At 66.4% G+C, this 15,915-nt stretch carries 14 protein-coding genes and 1 pseudogene; 7 read left to right on the forward strand and 8 right to left on the reverse strand.

Annotated features, from left to right (window positions below; all coding sequences use genetic code 11):
• Nucleotides 1–9 precede the first annotated feature (9 nt).
• The 5 genes and pseudogenes from H7F38_RS26665 to H7F38_RS25595 all read right to left on the reverse strand — a co-directional run.
• Nucleotides 10–150 (reverse strand): annotated as a pseudogene (locus tag H7F38_RS26665) (alcohol dehydrogenase); the annotation flags it as partial.
• 18 nt (nt 151–168) lie between these two features.
• Nucleotides 169–969, reverse strand: a complete 801-nt coding sequence (locus H7F38_RS13430; RefSeq protein ID WP_187090353.1) for a DUF4386 domain-containing protein — start codon at nt 967–969, stop codon at nt 169–171.
• A gap of 45 nt (nt 970–1,014) precedes the next feature.
• Nucleotides 1,015–1,266 carry a hypothetical protein gene (locus H7F38_RS13435; RefSeq protein WP_187090354.1) on the reverse strand — a complete coding sequence of 84 codons (252 nt, stop codon included), beginning with the start codon at nt 1,264–1,266 and terminating at the stop codon, nt 1,015–1,017.
• A gap of 148 nt (nt 1,267–1,414) precedes the next feature.
• A complete protein-coding gene (locus tag H7F38_RS25590) occupies nt 1,415–2,818 on the reverse strand; it encodes a LuxR C-terminal-related transcriptional regulator (protein WP_222618042.1) in 1,404 nt (467 codons plus the stop codon).
• Between the two features lie 86 nt (nt 2,819–2,904).
• The gene (locus tag H7F38_RS25595) at nt 2,905–4,149 is read right to left on the reverse strand and encodes a hypothetical protein (protein WP_222618043.1); all 1,245 of its coding nucleotides are present in this window, start codon (nt 4,147–4,149) and stop codon (nt 2,905–2,907) included.
• 128 nt (nt 4,150–4,277) lie between these two features.
• Between H7F38_RS25595 and H7F38_RS26035 the strand changes: the two genes are divergently transcribed.
• Entirely contained in the window at nt 4,278–4,409 is a 132-nt protein-coding gene (locus tag H7F38_RS26035) for a hypothetical protein (RefSeq protein ID WP_255497966.1), read from the forward strand.
• Nucleotides 4,410–4,571: 162 nt separating this feature from the next.
• On the opposite strand, the gene H7F38_RS25600 is transcribed toward H7F38_RS26035, so the two are convergent.
• Nucleotides 4,572–5,795, reverse strand: a complete 1,224-nt coding sequence (locus H7F38_RS25600; RefSeq protein WP_222618044.1) for an alpha/beta fold hydrolase — start codon at nt 5,793–5,795, stop codon at nt 4,572–4,574.
• 169 nt (nt 5,796–5,964) lie between these two features.
• On the opposite strand from H7F38_RS25600, the gene H7F38_RS13455 reads away from it, so the two are divergent.
• Together H7F38_RS13455 and H7F38_RS13460 are read left to right on the forward strand one after the other, a co-directional pair.
• Complete coding sequence (locus tag H7F38_RS13455) at nt 5,965–6,504, forward strand: hypothetical protein (protein ID WP_187090355.1); 540 nt, start codon at nt 5,965–5,967, stop codon at nt 6,502–6,504.
• Between the two features lie 231 nt (nt 6,505–6,735).
• The gene (locus tag H7F38_RS13460) at nt 6,736–7,644 is read left to right on the forward strand and encodes an NAD(P)-dependent oxidoreductase (protein ID WP_222618045.1); all 909 of its coding nucleotides are present in this window, start codon (nt 6,736–6,738) and stop codon (nt 7,642–7,644) included.
• Nucleotides 7,645–8,589: 945 nt separating this feature from the next.
• Here the strand turns inward: H7F38_RS13460 and H7F38_RS13465 are convergent.
• Nucleotides 8,590–9,750: an ISAs1 family transposase gene (locus H7F38_RS13465; protein WP_222618046.1), complete on the reverse strand. Its 1,161-nt coding sequence runs from the start codon at nt 9,748–9,750 to the stop codon at nt 8,590–8,592.
• 136 nt (nt 9,751–9,886) lie between these two features.
• Between H7F38_RS13465 and H7F38_RS13470 the strand changes: the two genes are divergently transcribed.
• The gene (locus H7F38_RS13470; RefSeq protein WP_187090357.1) at nt 9,887–10,681 is read left to right on the forward strand and encodes a hypothetical protein; all 795 of its coding nucleotides are present in this window, start codon (nt 9,887–9,889) and stop codon (nt 10,679–10,681) included.
• Between the two features lie 658 nt (nt 10,682–11,339).
• Nucleotides 11,340–13,172: a DUF346 domain-containing protein gene (locus H7F38_RS13475; protein WP_222618047.1), complete on the forward strand. Its 1,833-nt coding sequence runs from the start codon at nt 11,340–11,342 to the stop codon at nt 13,170–13,172.
• A 236-nt stretch (nt 13,173–13,408) separates the two neighbouring features.
• On the opposite strand, the gene H7F38_RS13480 is transcribed toward H7F38_RS13475, so the two are convergent.
• The gene (locus tag H7F38_RS13480) at nt 13,409–13,780 is read right to left on the reverse strand and encodes a metalloregulator ArsR/SmtB family transcription factor (protein ID WP_255497967.1); all 372 of its coding nucleotides are present in this window, start codon (nt 13,778–13,780) and stop codon (nt 13,409–13,411) included.
• Between the two features lie 102 nt (nt 13,781–13,882).
• On the opposite strand from H7F38_RS13480, the gene arsM reads away from it, so the two are divergent.
• Both arsM and arsB read left to right on the forward strand, forming a co-directional pair.
• Nucleotides 13,883–14,773: an arsenite methyltransferase gene (gene arsM, locus H7F38_RS13485; RefSeq protein WP_187090359.1), complete on the forward strand. Its 891-nt coding sequence runs from the start codon at nt 13,883–13,885 to the stop codon at nt 14,771–14,773.
• Nucleotides 14,774–14,865: 92 nt separating this feature from the next.
• Nucleotides 14,866–15,888, forward strand: coding sequence for an ACR3 family arsenite efflux transporter (arsB, locus tag H7F38_RS13490; RefSeq protein WP_370531372.1), 1,023 nt, complete (start codon nt 14,866–14,868; stop codon nt 15,886–15,888).
• Nucleotides 15,889–15,915 lie beyond the last annotated feature (27 nt).

The following is a 15,915-nucleotide window of genomic DNA, read 5'->3' on the forward strand; positions in this document are numbered from 1 at the left end:
TTCGAGCTCGGGCGATCCCCCGGTGTCCAGGTGGGCGTCGGAGTGGCGCAGACCTGATGGTGCCAGCTCGATCAGCACCTCGTCGGCTTTCGGCGGGTCGAGTTCGATCTCCCCGACGCTCCACCCCGACCTCGTACCGGGCTCACTCAGAAGAGCACCCCTGGTCTTTCAAGGGATCACCCGGTTCCCCTGCGCTGCTGCCGTCTCGCTTGCTCGGATTCTCGACCTCGGTGATGTGGTGGCACCCGCTTCGGCCAGGTCGGCGGTGATGCGGGACGGCCGGAATCCCTTGAAGGTCAGGTAGATCCCGAGCGAGAACTCCCACACCGCAATGGGTAGGGCGCCGACGAGGGACCACCCGGACAGCTCGTCGTAGAGACCGAAGTACTTCGCGGCAACGGAGGCCAGGAGGATGGGCGCGCCGACGAGTCCGATGATCGGGAGGAGACGTGGCACCAGGCCCGAGCGGTACATCAGGGTGCCGAGCAGTAGGGCGTTGACGGCCGGCAGGGTGCCCTGGCCGAGCAGGAATATCCAGTCGTGCTGGGCGATCAGTGCACGCGCGGTATCGAGCGCACCCGTTCCGCCGCCGGCCTTTCGCAGATCGACCACCGACAGGATACTGGTGACCCCGGTGAAGATCGTTGCTGCTTCCAGGACCCGGAGTCCGACGAAACCCAACGCCAGGCTTTGATTCTGTCGTCTGATCACCGGGTAGAGCGCGACGGCGGTTCCGATACCGGCCAGAGCCACGATCAGTTCCAGGATGCCGCCGACCAGGACGGGTGCGTCCGGACCGGAACCGAGGATGAAGTTCGGGTTCCGGGCCGCGCGATAGAGGGAAAGGGTGGGGATCGAGACGAAGGTGATCAGGTAGAACACACCGGCGGCCAGTGAACTCCGCCGCAGTGTGTCCCGCGGAAGTCGCCTCGTCGCAATGGTGGTGAAGGATTGGACGGTCGTTGTCATCGCAGTCTCCTCGACATGGTGCATTTGACGTGGTGGATGGAATGGTCAGGGCGTGATGGGGGAGGGGTCGGGTGAGGTCCTGATGACCGAGATCAACGGGATCCCGATGTCGCGGACCTTCCCGAGCAGTCCGTGCAGCGCAGCCTGGTCGACGACCGGGCCACCGATGACGGTGGTGCCATCCACCTCGGTGGTGACGGTCAGTCCGTCGAACCAGGCGGCCCAGTGGGGGTCGAGGTGCCCGTTGACACGGATTTCGTATCGGCCGGCCCCGTCGGCGGTCGACATCTCCCTCATCCGGATCCCTCTCGCTCTCCGACGGGGTGGATCCCGCCGGTACCGCCGTATTTCACTGCGGTAGGAGCAAGCTAGAAGCCGAGGTGACGAGTGGGCATCACCAGATGTGGTGATCGAGGTGATGACCCAGTTGCGCCAGGCGACCGGGTCAGCGCCCTTCGGGCTCGGAGAGCAAGCCGAGTTCCATGGCTCTGCGCACCGCGGCCCGGCGACTGTTCACGCCGAGCTTGGCGTAGATGCTGCCGGTGTGGGTCCGCATGGTGTTCAGGGACACGAAGAGCCGTCGCGAGATGTCGGGACCGCTCAAGTCGGTGGCCAGCAGCCGCAACACGTCCATCTCGCGGTCGCTGAGCCGCTCGATCAGGCCGTCATCGACGGTCCTGCCGGAATCGATCGCGGCCACGGTCGGATTCATGGCGCCGAGAAGTCGTTCGACGTACGCCCCACGGTCGGCGGTGGCGCGGAGCAGTCGGACCATGGGCCCACCATGGGCGGTGAACGCGCGGACGTATCCCTCGGGCTCGGCCAGGCCGAGGGCTCGTTGCAGGGATGCCGCAGCGGCTGCCCTCTGGTCTCTGGATTGGTACCAGAGCGCCTGCAGCACGGAGATCTCGATGACGCTGCCCGCACGCTGCCCTTCCTCCGCCGCACGGCTGAGTCGTTCCAGGAACCCGAGAACGTCGTCAGCATCCCGATCGTCGCGATGGGCGGAGGACTGGGCCAGGTGCAGTCTGGCCAGCGTGATGTGCTCGAACTCGCGCACGTAGGTGAGGTCGTCGTGGGTGTGCAGGTCCCTTTCGCGCGCCCAGCTCAGCGCAGCGAGCAGCTTGCCCTGCGCGATCCACACCCGGGTCCGCAGGGCCGGGATCGGCTTGACGTTGGGAAAGAAGTCTCCGACGTAGAAGCGCTCCGCGTCGTCGAGCATCTGAAGCGCGCCGTTCAGATCGCCTTCCACTTCCAGGATCTGGGCCATCGCGACCCGCCACCGGTATCGGTTCTGCGGGAGTCCGGCGTTCTCGCCCAACTCCTGGCTTGCCGACAGGTGCTCCCTGGCGCTGGGCAGCTGGTTCCGCTCGCAGTCCAGGGCGCTGAGCCCGACGTGCATGTCCGCCGTTCCCGGCAGGGCCGGTCCGGTCGTGTTCGCCCGCTGCATGGCCCGTTCGAGCGATCGGGTGGCCTCACCGAGACGTCCTTGCGTCACTCGGATATCGGCCAACGCGATCGCGCACCCCAGGGTGTCGGCGACGTACCCGGCCCGCATCAGTCCGGCTGAACAGTCGTCGTACGCCGAGTGCGCCGCCTCGAGGTCCCCGGTCGTCCACAGTGCGAGCCCCAACAAGCCGGCGGCAGAGGCGCGCCCGAGATCGTGCTCGTCGGACAGGTCGACCGCCCGACGGGCATGGCGCTCGGTCGCCCCGAGGTCGCCGAGCGCCAGGGCCAGCGCGGCCCGGTACAGCGCGATCATCGCCGGGAGTTGGCGGAATTGCTCCTGATCGGCCACCACCATCTCGGCGGGTGCTGCTCCCGAACCGGAGCGGAAGTCTCGCGACACCTCCAGCCATCTCTCGGCGTCCCCCAGTCGGCTCTCGACGCCGTCGAACCGCCCACCGGACAGCAGGGCGCCGGCAAATCCGACGTTCAGCCGGGCCGGACCCGAATGACGTCGTCCGGGATGGCCTGGAGCCAGTTGCGCACCTCCGTTTCCTGTCGGTTTCGGCTGAACGTCGGGATCGCTCGCTCGATCAGGTCAGCCATTCGCTGAAAATCGTTGGCGACCAGAGCATGTCCGATTGCTTCCGGGATCTCGCCCGCTCGTTCGTGCCACCCGCCGGCCCGTCGGTGCAGCTCGGCGAGGTGATCGGGCTGCTCGTCGAGCAGGTGCGCGTGCAGCACATCTGCGAAGAGTTGGTGATAGCGAAACCATCGGCGGCGAGCATCGAGCGGGACCAGGAAGAGGTTTCCGCGCTCCAGGGTCGTCAACATGGCCTGGCCGTTGTCCTGACCGGTCACGGCATCGCACAGCGGGCCGCTCAACCGTTCAAGCACGGAGGTCTGCAGCAGGAATTGGCGCACGTCCTCCGGCAGTCGGTTCAGCACCTCCTCGGCCAGGTAGTCGACGATATATCGGTCGTCCCCGCTGAAGCCGGCGACGAATGACGCCGTGTCCTTGCGCCCTTCCATCGACAGAGCCGCCAGTTGCAGCGCCGCGATCCACCCCTCCGTCCGCCCGTCGAGCGTCCGGACCTCGGAGTCGGTCAGGGCCAATCCCATCACGTCGTTGAGGTAGGTGGCCGCTTCGTCGGGGGTGAAGCGCAGATCGGCGGCGCGTAGCTCTACGAGCTCGCCAAGTGAACGCATGCGTGCCAGCGGTAGCGGCGGGTCGGCGCGCCCGGCGATCACCAGGTGCATCTGCGGAGGGCAATGATCAAGGACGAAGGCGGTGCCTTCGTGCACCTCGCGGGCGTCGATGAGGTGGTAGTCGTCGAGTACCAGCACGACATCCTTTTCGATGGCGGTGAGGTCGTTGATCAGACTGGACAGCACCGCCTCCATCGGCGGGCGTGGCGATCGCAGCAATGAGAGTGCCTCTGTGCCCACGTCATTGCCGGTCCTGTTCAAGGCAGTGATCAGATACGTCCAGAACACCAGGGGGTCGTTGTCCCGATGATCCAGGGAGAGCCAGGACACGGACCGTCCCTCCGCCCGGGAGGTCGCCAGCCATTGCGCCACCAGAGTGGTCTTTCCGAACCCGGCCGGCGCAGAAACCAGCGTCAGCGCCGACAGCCATCCCCGGTTCAGCAGCCTGGTCAGTCGCTGGCGGCCGACGAGACCGCGTCGGCCCACCGGGAGGTGGAACTTGGTCTCCAGCAGTACTCCTGCCATCAGCAGCCTCCCCCTCGGGTCGATCGCTCGTGCCAGTATGACCGGCCACCGGCCCCCGCCAGGACTGGGACCGGCGTGGCGTCGAGCGTCGGGCGGTCAACCGCGGCGGAGCGTGATGTTGCAGGACGGTGCTTCTCGCCCTCGACCTCGACCTCGACTCCGACCTCGACCTGGACTCCGACCTGGACTCCTACCGCCCCGCCCTGCTCACGGAATTGGAGCACGCGGGCCGAGGTTCCGACCCCGGTCAGGCCGAGTGAGCCGTGGGCACTACCCCGAGAATGCCTGCGCAGCAAACTTTCCGGCTCTGGAACGCACCCGCTGTCACGACATCGGCGGCCGACCCTTCGGCGGCCCCGGAGGGTGGGTCCGAGGTCCTTGCGCTCGTGTTGTCGGCCGGCTGCTGTCGATGCGTCGTCAGGTCAGACCGATCGGGCTTGCGCGGCGGCGAGGAGGTCTTCCATCGCCCGGGGGTGGTCGTCGGTGATCCGGGGTCCGATCTGCGGTCCGAGGGTTTCGGCCCTGGGTCCGGTGATCTCCGAGTGGTGGGTGATCCTGGTGCCCCCGTGGCCGAGCGGGGTGAGGGTGTGGCGGGCGGTGACGAGCAGGCCGTTGACGGCCGCGCGGAGGGCAAAAGTCTCACCCTCGACGACTTCTGTGATCAGCCCCCGGATCGAGAAGTCGGCGCCGTGCGGGGTGGCCAGCAGTTCGGTCCCGACCGCGAAAGGGCCCTGCAGGACGATGGTGTCACTGGTCTCGGCGATCTTCGTTCCGGAATGGAGGTCGCGCAACGTCGCCCACACAGCGGCCGGCGGCACAGTGGTCTCGACGGTGTAGTCATGGGTCCAGGCCGCGTGGGAGGTGAGGAAGTCGGCGATTGCGCCCAGAACCTGATCCGGCGTCTCGATCTGCGGGAGATGGCCGGTGCGGGTGAGCAACCGGAACTCGGCTCCGGGGATGGCGTCGGCGTAGGCACGCCCGTAGTCGGGGTCGACGATCTGGTCGCTGTCTCCCCACAGCACCAAGGTTGCCGGACCGACGGTCGAAAGGCGTTGGAGCAGAGCGGGATTGGCACCCGACTGCCCACCGTAGACGTCGAGGGCCGCCATGTTCGCCGCCATGATCGTATCGGCGTCCGGGGGAAGGGTGGTCGGGTCGACCCGGAACGGCTCCGGATCGTGGTAGCTCAGCCGCATGACGGCATCGATCGGTAGGAAGGAGATCTGGGCGACAGGATGGCCGGGTACCTCGATGCCGGTGGCGCCGATGAGCACGACACGTGCGAGGCGGGGTGAACCGATGATCGCCATCTCAGCTGCGATCCAGCCGCCGATCGAGTTGCCGATGACGGTGACGTCGGTGAGATCGAGCTGATCGCAGAGCGCCAGGTAGAGCGCCGCGAGGCCGCCGATCGATTCGAGCTTTGCTGGTCGCGCCGTGCCCTCGAACCCGGGGTGCGTCGGGGTGAGGACGCGCAGGTCGAGAACGGTGACGAGCTGTTCGGCCAGTCCGCTCACGGTGCGGTGGCCGCCACCGCCATGCAGGAGGAGGACCGGCCGGCCGGCGCCCCGGTCGGTGACCTGGACCCCGACCGTGCCGAGACCTTGCGCGGTGAGTTCGCGGATGGCGGTGGTGGATGTCGTCACGGCTGACTCTCCTTCGGAAGTGGGCTGCATCCAAGCTAACTTATAACAACAGACTGATGCAAGCCTACTGAGATCTAGCGGCGCGGGCATCCCGACGTATCAGGGGCGTCCCACCGAGTTCCTCACCGGTAACCGGCGTCTCGTCGCCGTCAATGGAGAGGGTCTCACCATGAATGCAGCAACACCACAGATCGGCCGTCGCCGATTGCTCGCCGTCGGCACGGTCGGGGCAGGGGCAGCAGCAGCGACACTCCTCGCGGGGGCGCAGGATGCGGCGGCCAGCGGTGGTTCGGGACCGGTGTTCACCGACGGGCCGGGCGAAATCGTCGTCCCGTATCGCGCGTTCGACTCACGCAGTTGGCCGGTCGGCCAGGGCGGGGGCACCTTTCTCGCCGGGCAGACGCGCACGATCGCGGTCAACGCCAGCGTGCAGGGACCGTCGGCCGATCACGTCTTCCTGAGCATCACGGTCACGGCCACCACCGGCGCCGGGTACCTGACGGTGTTTCCGGCTGACCGGCCAGATGTTCCGGTCACCTCGACCATCGACTGGATGGGTCGTGGCCAGACATTGTCCACAGGCCTGTTGACCCGATGCCAGGTCGTGGCCGGGTCCGGATTGTTCCACCAGAGCCGCATCAAGATTCATTTCGCAGGCACTGGACAGGTGCAGGTCATCATCGACGTGGCCGCCACCCTCGGTCACTAGCCGCAGCAGCGCAGCGTCGCCGGCAACGCCTGCGGTGGCCGGGATCGGGGGACGTCAGACCACCCGCTCGTCCTGAGCTACCGTCTGCGGGTCGACTCCCGCCGGGGGACAGACGGTCTCGCTACGGGCGCCGGAGGTGGGCATGATGAGGATCCAGCGCTCGACGACGAACCACGGGCGGTCGCCGGGACCGGGGTCATGCGCCGTTCCGGCGAGGAGAAGGGGTGCGCAGTGAACGAGAGGTCCGTATCGACCCAGGTGGCGGTGCTCGGTCTGGGCGCCATGGGTTTGCCCATGGCGACGCGGCTCGCCGAGCATCTTCCGGTCAGCGGGTACGACCCCAACTCGAGTCGCCTCGAACTCGCCGAAAAGGCCGGGATTCGTCCGGCCGAGACTGCCGCACTGGCCTGTGAACACGCCGGCGTCGCCGTCATCAGTGTCCGCACCGCGGCACAGATGGAACTCGTCCTGTTCGGTCCCGACGGCATCGCGCAGTCCCTGCGCGCCGGAGCCTCGATCGTGATGACCTCGACCGTCGGCGCTGACGCGGTCCGTTCGGCAGCTGCAGCACTGGATCCGCTGTCGATCGGTCTGGTGGACGCGCCGGTCAGCGGCGGCAGTCTCCGGGCGGCGCGGGGTGATCTGCTGGTGATGGTCGGCGCGCAGCCGGACCACCTCGAGGCGGCACAGCAGGTGCTCGACCTCCTGGGATCGACGGTCCACGTCGTCGGTCCCCAACCCGGCGACGGGCAGCTGATGAAGACGGTCAATCAACTGCTCTGCGGGGTGCACACGGCGGCCGCAGCGGAGGCGCTCGCGCTGGCCGACTCGTTGGGACTGGACCTGGAAACCTGCTTGCAGGTCCTGCAATCGGGAGCCGCAGCGTCGTTCATGCTGGCCGACCGCGGCCCCCGCATGATCGAGCAGCTCCGTCACGAGCCGGTGGAACTCCGGTCCAGGACCGACGTCATGTCCAAGGACATGGGCATCGTGCAGGATTTGTGTGAGGCGTCCGGTGTGTTCGCCCCGGTGGCCGGGGCAGCACACCGCAAGTACCTGGCCGCGTTGCAGGCCGGGCTGGCACAGCACGACGATTCGTCCCTCGTCACGATGACGGGGTCCTCGGCAGAACCCGTCTGAGTCGGCACTGCCTGCTACCGGTACGCCGGCGCTGGATGACTTCGCCGGTGGACCTGGTGCCTGGAGTCACCCGGGTGTGCACCCGGCCTCATCGGTCGTCCGCGCCCCCGCAGCCTTCTGCCTGCCACTGACAACCTCTGCGTTCCCCCGACAACCTCTGCGTTCCCCCGAGGACTTCTGCGTTCCACCGGCAACTTCTGCGTTCAGCTGAGAAATGGTGGGACCTGCAGTAGTCTTTGGCTCGCGAGTCGACGAGACGACCGATGGTGGGAAACCACTCGGGTGTGTCGATCCGGTCTGTAGATAGTTCAGTGTGTTGATCGTCCCCCCTGGGCAGACCAGGGCAGCGTTTGCGAACGAGGGAGGCAACGACCCCAGCGGCGACAGTTGATGATCGGTGTGCGTTGAACTGCGGAGTCGGTATCGATCGGCCCGGTGCCAATCCCGGAGCCGCACGCCAAGGCACCTCGCTGAACCAGGTCCTGCAGGCCCGACAGACGGTATTCATGTCTGTCGACAGCTCGGAACAGTCGTACCCCTGCTGGAAGCACGGTGGTCGCCTCTTTCCATCGATCGGACCCTCTGTGGCACGGGTGCAGCAATTCCCATGGTTATCAGGTGGCCATTCTTCAGGCTGGAATGAACATTTCCGTCGAAAGAGATTCATCCGCGGGAGCAGAACCCTGGGTCGACACCCGCCAGTGGATAGATCTGGATCCGTCCATCGGCATGCATTCCGTGTGCATGCCCGGATCCACGGCCGCCTGGTGCGGCAGAGAAAGGAGATCGGACATGAAACGCGTATCGCGCCTGACGACTGTGGTGAGCGTGGTATTGATCGTTGTTTCGATGGGGCTGGGATCGGCTTTCGCTTCTGGGAGCGGTGCCCCGACGTCGACGGCCTAGGGCCCCGGCAAAGTCGCAGATCGCTCATGTCGGGCTGTTTTAGCTGGTCAGCACGAGTTTGGGTGGTCGGTGGGGGTCTCGGGCGTGATGTCGGACGGCTTCTGCGATGTTGCGGGCTCCGTCCAGTCGAAGAAGTCCGATGGCCAGGTTTCGTAGTGTGGCCATGACCTGGGGTCCGTTGCCGGTGCGGGCCTGGGACAGGTCTTCACCGAAGGTGACGTCCCGGACCCAGTGCAAACGGTTTTCAATCGACCAGTGTCCTCGGAGCCAGGTGCCCAGCTGCGCGGCGGACGCCTGGGTCGGGTGCAGGTCGGTGACCGCGTAGACGGTCTCGGTATGCCACTTCTTGGATCGGATCGACCGGACTTTTCTGCTCACCTGAATCGCCTGGGCGGCGTGCGGAAACAGAATTCCCGCGGCGATGGTGACGACTTTGAGGGTTCGTTTCTCGATCCGTCCGTGTCCGCGGTCCTTCTGGGTGTCGGTGACGTCGACGTCGTTCCATGGGAGTTGGGCCAGTCGCCGCCGCAGCGTCGGTTGGTTACCTTTCACGGTGAGCAGGTAATGCGCTCCGCGTTGCTCCACGAGATACTTGGCATGGATTTTCTGGCAGTGCATCGCATCGGCGGTGACCAACGCACCGAGCAACTCGATGTTGTCTAAAAGCTCGGCGAACATGGGGATCTCGTTGGTTTTGACATCGACGTCCAACTGCCCCAGGACCAGGCCTGCGGTGTGAGTGAGCGCTGAGAGCAGATGTCGGCACCGGCCGCCGGCCACGGCGGATCCCCGGACCGATTTGCCGTCGACTGCGATCACTTGAAATGTTTTCGACGCGGTGGCGACCACAGCGGCCCAGGTCCCGACGATGACATCCAAACCGTCGGCGTTGATCCTGTTCAGGGTTCGCCGGATCGTCGACTCGCAGGGTCTCTCACTGGATACGCCAAGTTTGGCCAATACTGCTGGTGCGGTGTCGGCGGCCCATTCGGCGATGGCGACGAAGGAGCGGGCACCGGCGATCACCGCGCACGCGGCCACCGCCAAAATGGTGGACAAGCCGTGCCGGCGGCCGCGCGCGCTGCGGGGGTCGGGAACCGATCGCAGGGCTCGGAGCAACGCCGCCGGCGCCGTGGGGATGTCGGGGAACTCATCTTCGTCGAATTGGTCAACGACGGTATACCTGGGTGATGATGACATCGGGCGTGGTCCTTGGCTGTGAGTGAGTGGCCTCAAGAACCTTCATGATCATCACCGTGGGCCACGCCCACCCGCAAACCGCCCCTCCCGGCATGTCGCAACCCATCGCCGCAGCTCAAGAATTGTCAACCCGACTTTGCCGGGGCCCTGGTCGACGGCCCCGACGCCGACGGTCCCGAACGCGTCGACGGGCCCGGTTACGAAGGCGCCGTTCGCCGCCGGCCCGCTGATCAACCCCCGACCACCGGCAAAGCCTGAGAGCATCCTGGTACCGGTCCGGCCGTGCCGGATCGCGGACACCCGTTACGGCGGCGGCAGACTGCCCAACGGCGGTGCTCGCAGCTTCTATGTGCGGGGTACCTCCGGTTTCGCTCCGCAGGGCGGGCTCAGCGGCGGTTGTGGCATACCCGGCAACGCCACCGCGGTCGCGCTGACCGTCACCGTCACCGGGGCCAGTGCCGGTGGCTACCTGGTCGGCTACCCCGCGGGCACGAGCGCACCGTTGGCGAACTTCACCACCTATTGGAGCGATCGGACGGTCAGCTCCAATCCGGTGCTCGCCCTTTCGCCGATCGGTACGGATCCGGCCCTGACCATCAAGAACTCTGGTGGCCCGGCGCACGTGATCATGGACGTCTCGGGCTACTACGTACTTCAGATCGCAGGCATGGTCGACCCGAACGGCGTGATCTTCGCGGGCAGTTCCAGGTTGCTGTCGGCCACGCACACCGGCCTGGGGACCTACTCGGTCACGGTGGACAGCGATGTGTCGTACTGCACGCCGACCGTCACCGCCTACTCGGGCTATGTCTACGCCAGCGCTTACGACTTCAACGGCAGCAGCGTGCAGGTGACCCTCTGGTACCTCGACTCCACCACGCACCTGCCGACCGGCTACGACGGCTACTTCTACCTGACGGTGAACTGCTGAGCTTCCTGGAGTCCGCCGCACGATCGACGTAGCCGACCACGTCCGGACCCGGACAACGGCCGCCCTCGTCACGCCTGGGTGCCGGCGATCCCCGCAACACTCTGATATCGAGAGAGTTGCGGGGATCGCTGTCGCAGTTGCTCTGGCTGACCGGCCAGGTTCATCGCCATGTCTGCTTTGAAATGCGCGGTGAGCGATGCCAATTGGCAGCCGTTGTTCGATGGGACGGATCGGACGACCACCTGTTCTCGTCGGACCTGTTGTGCATCAGCAGATCTGGTGGGGGGAGGGCCCAGGTCACGCAAGAATGAGAGATCAATGGGCCGGGCTGTGATACATGGCGGTTCGGAATTCACCCGTGTGGCTTCGAAGACCATAGCAGACTGGTGATTGAATTCGTCAGCTCGGTCTATCGACAGGGTCGTCCCGGACGCCTACCATTGGTGTTCCGGCGATCGACAAAGCGCTTTGTCGGCGAGCGACGACGAGGTACATGTCACAGCGGATAATTTGATCCGTCGTGATCGTGAAGGCTTCTGCCTTCCAGGAACTCCTCCTGGTCCAGTGAGTTCCAAGCCATCCACCACCGTTTTTACTTCCTGATCTTCCGTTCAAGAATGGAGTGGCAACAATGGTAGGTATCACAATTCCCGAACCGATGACGGACAAGGGATCCGGACAGGAACGAACTCCGGTCAGCAGCCAGACGATGAGCAGCGGTGGGGCGGTCCCCGGGCTGCAGACGTTGGCCGTCGCTCCGCGGACGACTGGTCCCTTGCATGTCCTGGTGCTGCCCGGAGGCGAGGTGCCGGCAGATCGGCCGGCCCTGGCGGCCGACGGCGGCCCCTACACCCTGCGCGGTAGTACACCGCACTTCAAGGTGTTCTACGAGGATGGTCTGGGCGCGAGCGGCCCGACTCTGGCTGACGCTGTCCTGGCCAGGTGTGAAGCGGACTACGCCCAGATGCGCGGCTGGTTCGGGGAGATCACCCCGGGTGGAATGCCGTTCACGATCTATGTGGTGGCCGGTAGCTTCGGGGCGTATCACGCCAACTGCGCCGCGACCGAGGAACATTGCGCGGCGTTCGACGGAACGAACCCCGACCTGATCAGGATGTTGCAGGTCGCGGAGTCGGTCGAGGTGTTCTCCGCGGCGAGCGGTCGATGGGACTGCGGTGCCAGCACCGGGGAAGGGTTGTCGCGGATCTTCGCGACCGAGTTGTATCCCAGTGCACTCAACGGTTTCACGTCCGCTGCGAGTTGGCTGGACGGGGGCCGCCCGGACTTCGTGAACACCACCGACCCGACCGACCGCAACTACGTGTCCATCGGATGCGCGACCCTGTTCCTGAACTGGCTGAGGTACCAACTGCACTTCAGCTGGGCGGAGATCGTCGCCGCCGGTGGTTCCACCCTGGCTGCGACCTACACGAATCTCACCGGGCGCACCGACGCCCTGGCCGCCTTCAAGGGGTTGCTCGACGCGCACTTCCCACCTGGCGCGCCCTGCGGCCTGACCAACGACAACCCGTACCCGCTGTTGGCGCCGGCCGGCTGGAGCGGCTGGGAAGGGCTCGGCGGGATCCTGGAATCTCCGCCGGTGTCGGTGTCCTGGGGCCCCGACCGCATCGACGTGTTCACCATGGGCACCGACAGCGCCCTGTGGCATCGCTGGTGGGACGGCAATGCCTGGGGCGGCTGGGAATCCCTGGGCGGCATCATCATTTCGTCCCCGTCCGTGGTGTCCTGGGCACCCAACCGGCTCGATGTGTTCGCGCTCGGTACCGACAGCGCGATGTGGCACCGCTGGTGGGACGGGAGCAGTTGGGGCGGCTGGGAATCGCTCGGCGGCATTTTGGAATCGGCACCGGTCGCGGTGTCGTGGGCGCCGAACCGGCTCGATGTGTTCGCGGTCGGCACCGATCACGCGTTGTGGCACCGCTGGTGGGATGGCGCCGGCTGGGGTGGTTGGGAGTCGCTCGGTGGCATCCTGATGGGAGTACCCACGGCGGTCGCCTGGGATACCGATCGGCTGGACGTGTTCGCGAACGGTACCGACCACGCCTTGTGGCACCGGTGGTGGGACGGCAATGCGTGGGGCGGTTGGGAATCCCTCGGTGGAACCCTCACGTCCGACCCCACGGTGGTGTCGTGGAACAGGGATCGACTGGACGTGTTCGCGCGCGGTACCGACAGCGCATGCTGGCACCGGTGGTGGGATGGCGCAGCCTGGGGCGGGTGGGAGTCCCTTGGCGGGCTGTGCGGCCCGCTGACCGCCAGTTCATGGGCGCCGAACCGCCTCGACCTGTTCACCGTCGGCACCGACAGTGCCGTCTGGCACCAAGCGTGGGACGGCTCGACCTGGAGCGGTTGGGAGAGCCGCGGCGGCGTCGTCGAATCCTCGGTGGCGGCGACGACCTGGTCGGCCAATCGCATCGACGGCTTCGCGATCGGCACCGACAGCGGCATGTATCACATGTGGTGGGCCTGACCCGCCGGCCCGTCCACCGGAATCAACCGGTGACCCCGGCATCGGGTGACATCGTGCCGCCGGTCCCGCCGCCCGCCCCACCCAACCAGGTGGGCGGATGGCGGGACCTGGCCCGGAGAGAGGGATCCGGCGAAGGGAGAATGGTCACGAGACCACGAGGATCGGGTCACGCAGCCGGCAGGCTCCGCCCGGCTTCGGCAGCTGCCACACGATGCGCGATGGCTTGCTCGACCTGATCAGACGGTCGCGAATGCAAGCGGCTGCTGGCTGCTCAGTACCGCCGCCAGGGAGGCGAGGGCGCCGGGTACCAGGGCGAAATAGGCCCACACGCCTCGCTTGTCGCGCGTCAGCAGTCCGGCGTCGACGAGCACCTTCAGATGGTGGGACACGGTCGGCTGGGTCAAACCAAGGGGTTCGGTCAGGTCGCACACGCACGCCTCGGCGCCCTCGTGCGCGGCGACCATCGACAGCAGCCGCAACCGCGTGGGGTCTGCGATCGCTTTCAGCGTTCTGGACAGAGCCTCGGCAGCGGGCGCGGTCAACGGCTCCCGGGTCAGCGGCGCGCAGCATGTCACGTCGGTCAGCGGCAGGTCGGTTCGGGACGTCACCGGACAAGTATGCGCCAAACATTGACAAACGTCTATGTCTGCCTGCAGGGTTGGGACATCGACGTTCATCTATGAACGCGCCATCTGCGAAAGGGACAGGTCATGACCGCTACCGACGAACTCCGGGAACACGTCCGAGATCGCTACGCCGCCGCAGCAGCAGCCGTGGGATCGGTTTCGGCACAGAGCTGTTGCGCACCTTCCGATGCCCTGAGTGTCATCAGCGACGTTGACGAGTCGGACGTGTTCGGCGCCGGCCTCTACGACGCCGGCCAGACCGACGGACTGCCCGCCGAAGCCGTGCTGGCCTCGCTCGGCTGCGGCAATCCGCTGGCGGTCGCCGATCTGCGGGAGGGTGAGAAGGTGCTGGACCTGGGATCCGGTGGCGGCATCGATGTGTTGCTGTCGGCCAAGCGGGTCGGACCCACTGGATTCGCCTTCGGCTTGGACATGACCAGGGAGATGCTGGATCTGGCTCGCGCCAACGCTTCCCGCGCCGGCGCCACCAACGTCGAGTTTCTCGAGGGCCAGATCGAGCAGATCCCGCTGCCGGACACTTCGATCGACGTGATCATCTCCAACTGCGTCATCAACCTGTCCACCGACAAACCAGCGGTGCTCGCGGAGATGTTCAGGGTCCTGAACCCGGCCGGGCGGATCGGCATCTCCGATGTCGTCGCCGAGGACCACCTCACCCCGGCGCAACGCGCCGAAGGAGGCTCCTACGTCGGGTGCATCGCCGGGGCCCTATCGGTCACCGAATACCTCGAAGGCCTCACCGCGGCGGGATTCGACGAACCGGAAGTGGTGTTCACCCACCGGGTCGCGGACGGCCTGCACGGCGCCATCGTCCGCGCCACCAAGCCGGCCGCTCCCGGCTGCTGCACCCCGGCTGATCGAGCCGACTGCTGCGAACCTTCCGCCAGGGCCGGCTGCTGCGGAGCCCCCACCGCGGGTGACACCGCTGCGGCGACGACGTGCGGTTGTCGGTGACCACCATCGGAACCTCGACCGCCGGGCAGCCGGCGGTCCTGGCCGGACTGTCGAGGCTGGACCGGTTCCTGCCGGTCTGGATCATCGCGGCGATGGCCCTTGGGCTACTGCTGGGCCGCGTCGTCCCGGGCCTGTCCGAGGGCCTGGACGCGGTGAAGGTCGGGTCCGTGTCGCTGCCGATCGCCGTCGGATTGTTGGTGATGATGTATCCGGTGCTGGCCAAGGTCCGCTACGACGAAACGCGCCGGGTGACCGGCGACAAACGGCTGCTGATCGCCTCACTGGTGATGAACTGGATCGTCGGACCGGCGTTGATGTTCACCCTGGCGTGGCTGCTGCTTCCCGAACTGCCCGAATACCGCACGGGTTTGATCATCGTCGGGCTCGCCAGGTGCATCGCCATGGTGCTGATCTGGAACGAGTTGGCCTGCGGGGACCGGGAGGCCGCCGCCGTCCTGGTCGCCATCAACTCCGTCTTCCAGGTCATCGCATTCGGGGCGTTGGGCTGGTTCTACCTGCAGGTCCTACCACGCTGGCTCGGCTTGGCCACCACGACGGCCGGGTTCTCCGTCGGCGCGATCACCGTGTCCGTCCTGGTCTTCCTCGGGATCCCGCTGGTCGCCGGGTTCCTGACCCGCACCATCGGGGAGAGGACCAGGGGCCGGGAGTACTACGAATCGACGGTGTTGCCCAAGATCGGGCCGTGGGCGCTCTACGGGTTGCTGTTCACCATCGTGGTGCTGTTCGCGTTGCAGGGCGATCAGATCACCAGCCGTCCTTGGGATGTCGCCCGCATCGCGCTGCCACTGATCGTCTACTTCGCGATCACCTTCGGTGTCGGGTTCGGCCTGGGCCGGAGCCTCGAACTCGGCTACGCCAAGACGACCACCTTGGCGTTCACCGCTGCCGGCAACAACTTCGAACTGGCGATCGCCGTTGCGATCGGGACCTTCGGGGTCACCTCAGGGCAAGCACTGGCCGGCGTGGTCGGCCCTCTGATCGAGGTTCCCGCCCTGGTGGCCCTGGTCTATGTCGCGTTGTGGGCCGGCCGTCGGTTCTTCGCGGGCGATCCCACCGCCCCGTCTGCCTCGCGCAACGCATCGTCTGCGTCCTGAACCTCGGCTTTCCTACTCCTCATCGAT

Origin of the sequence: Nakamurella sp. PAMC28650, from assembly GCF_014303395.1 — a bacterium.
In the GTDB taxonomy this organism is placed as follows: Bacteria; Actinomycetota; Actinomycetes; order Mycobacteriales; family Nakamurellaceae; genus Nakamurella.

What these genes read in the sequence shown, in the direction of transcription:
- arsB (WP_370531372.1), top strand. Translation starts at nt 14,866, where the DNA reads ATGGCCCTTGGGCTACTGCTGGGCCGCGTCGTCCCGGGCCTGTCCGAG.
- arsM (WP_187090359.1), top strand. Translation starts at nt 13,883, where the DNA reads ATGACCGCTACCGACGAACTCCGGGAACACGTCCGAGATCGCTACGCC.
- H7F38_RS13430 (WP_187090353.1), bottom strand. Translation starts at nt 969, where the DNA reads ATGACAACGACCGTCCAATCCTTCACCACCATTGCGACGAGGCGACTT.
- H7F38_RS13435 (WP_187090354.1), bottom strand. Translation starts at nt 1,266, where the DNA reads ATGAGGGAGATGTCGACCGCCGACGGGGCCGGCCGATACGAAATCCGT.
- H7F38_RS13465 (WP_222618046.1), bottom strand. Translation starts at nt 9,750, where the DNA reads ATGTCATCATCACCCAGGTATACCGTCGTTGACCAATTCGACGAAGAT.
- H7F38_RS13475 (WP_222618047.1), top strand. Translation starts at nt 11,340, where the DNA reads ATGACGGACAAGGGATCCGGACAGGAACGAACTCCGGTCAGCAGCCAG.
- H7F38_RS13455 (WP_187090355.1), top strand. Translation starts at nt 5,965, where the DNA reads ATGAATGCAGCAACACCACAGATCGGCCGTCGCCGATTGCTCGCCGTC.
- H7F38_RS25595 (WP_222618043.1), bottom strand. Translation starts at nt 4,149, where the DNA reads ATGGCAGGAGTACTGCTGGAGACCAAGTTCCACCTCCCGGTGGGCCGA.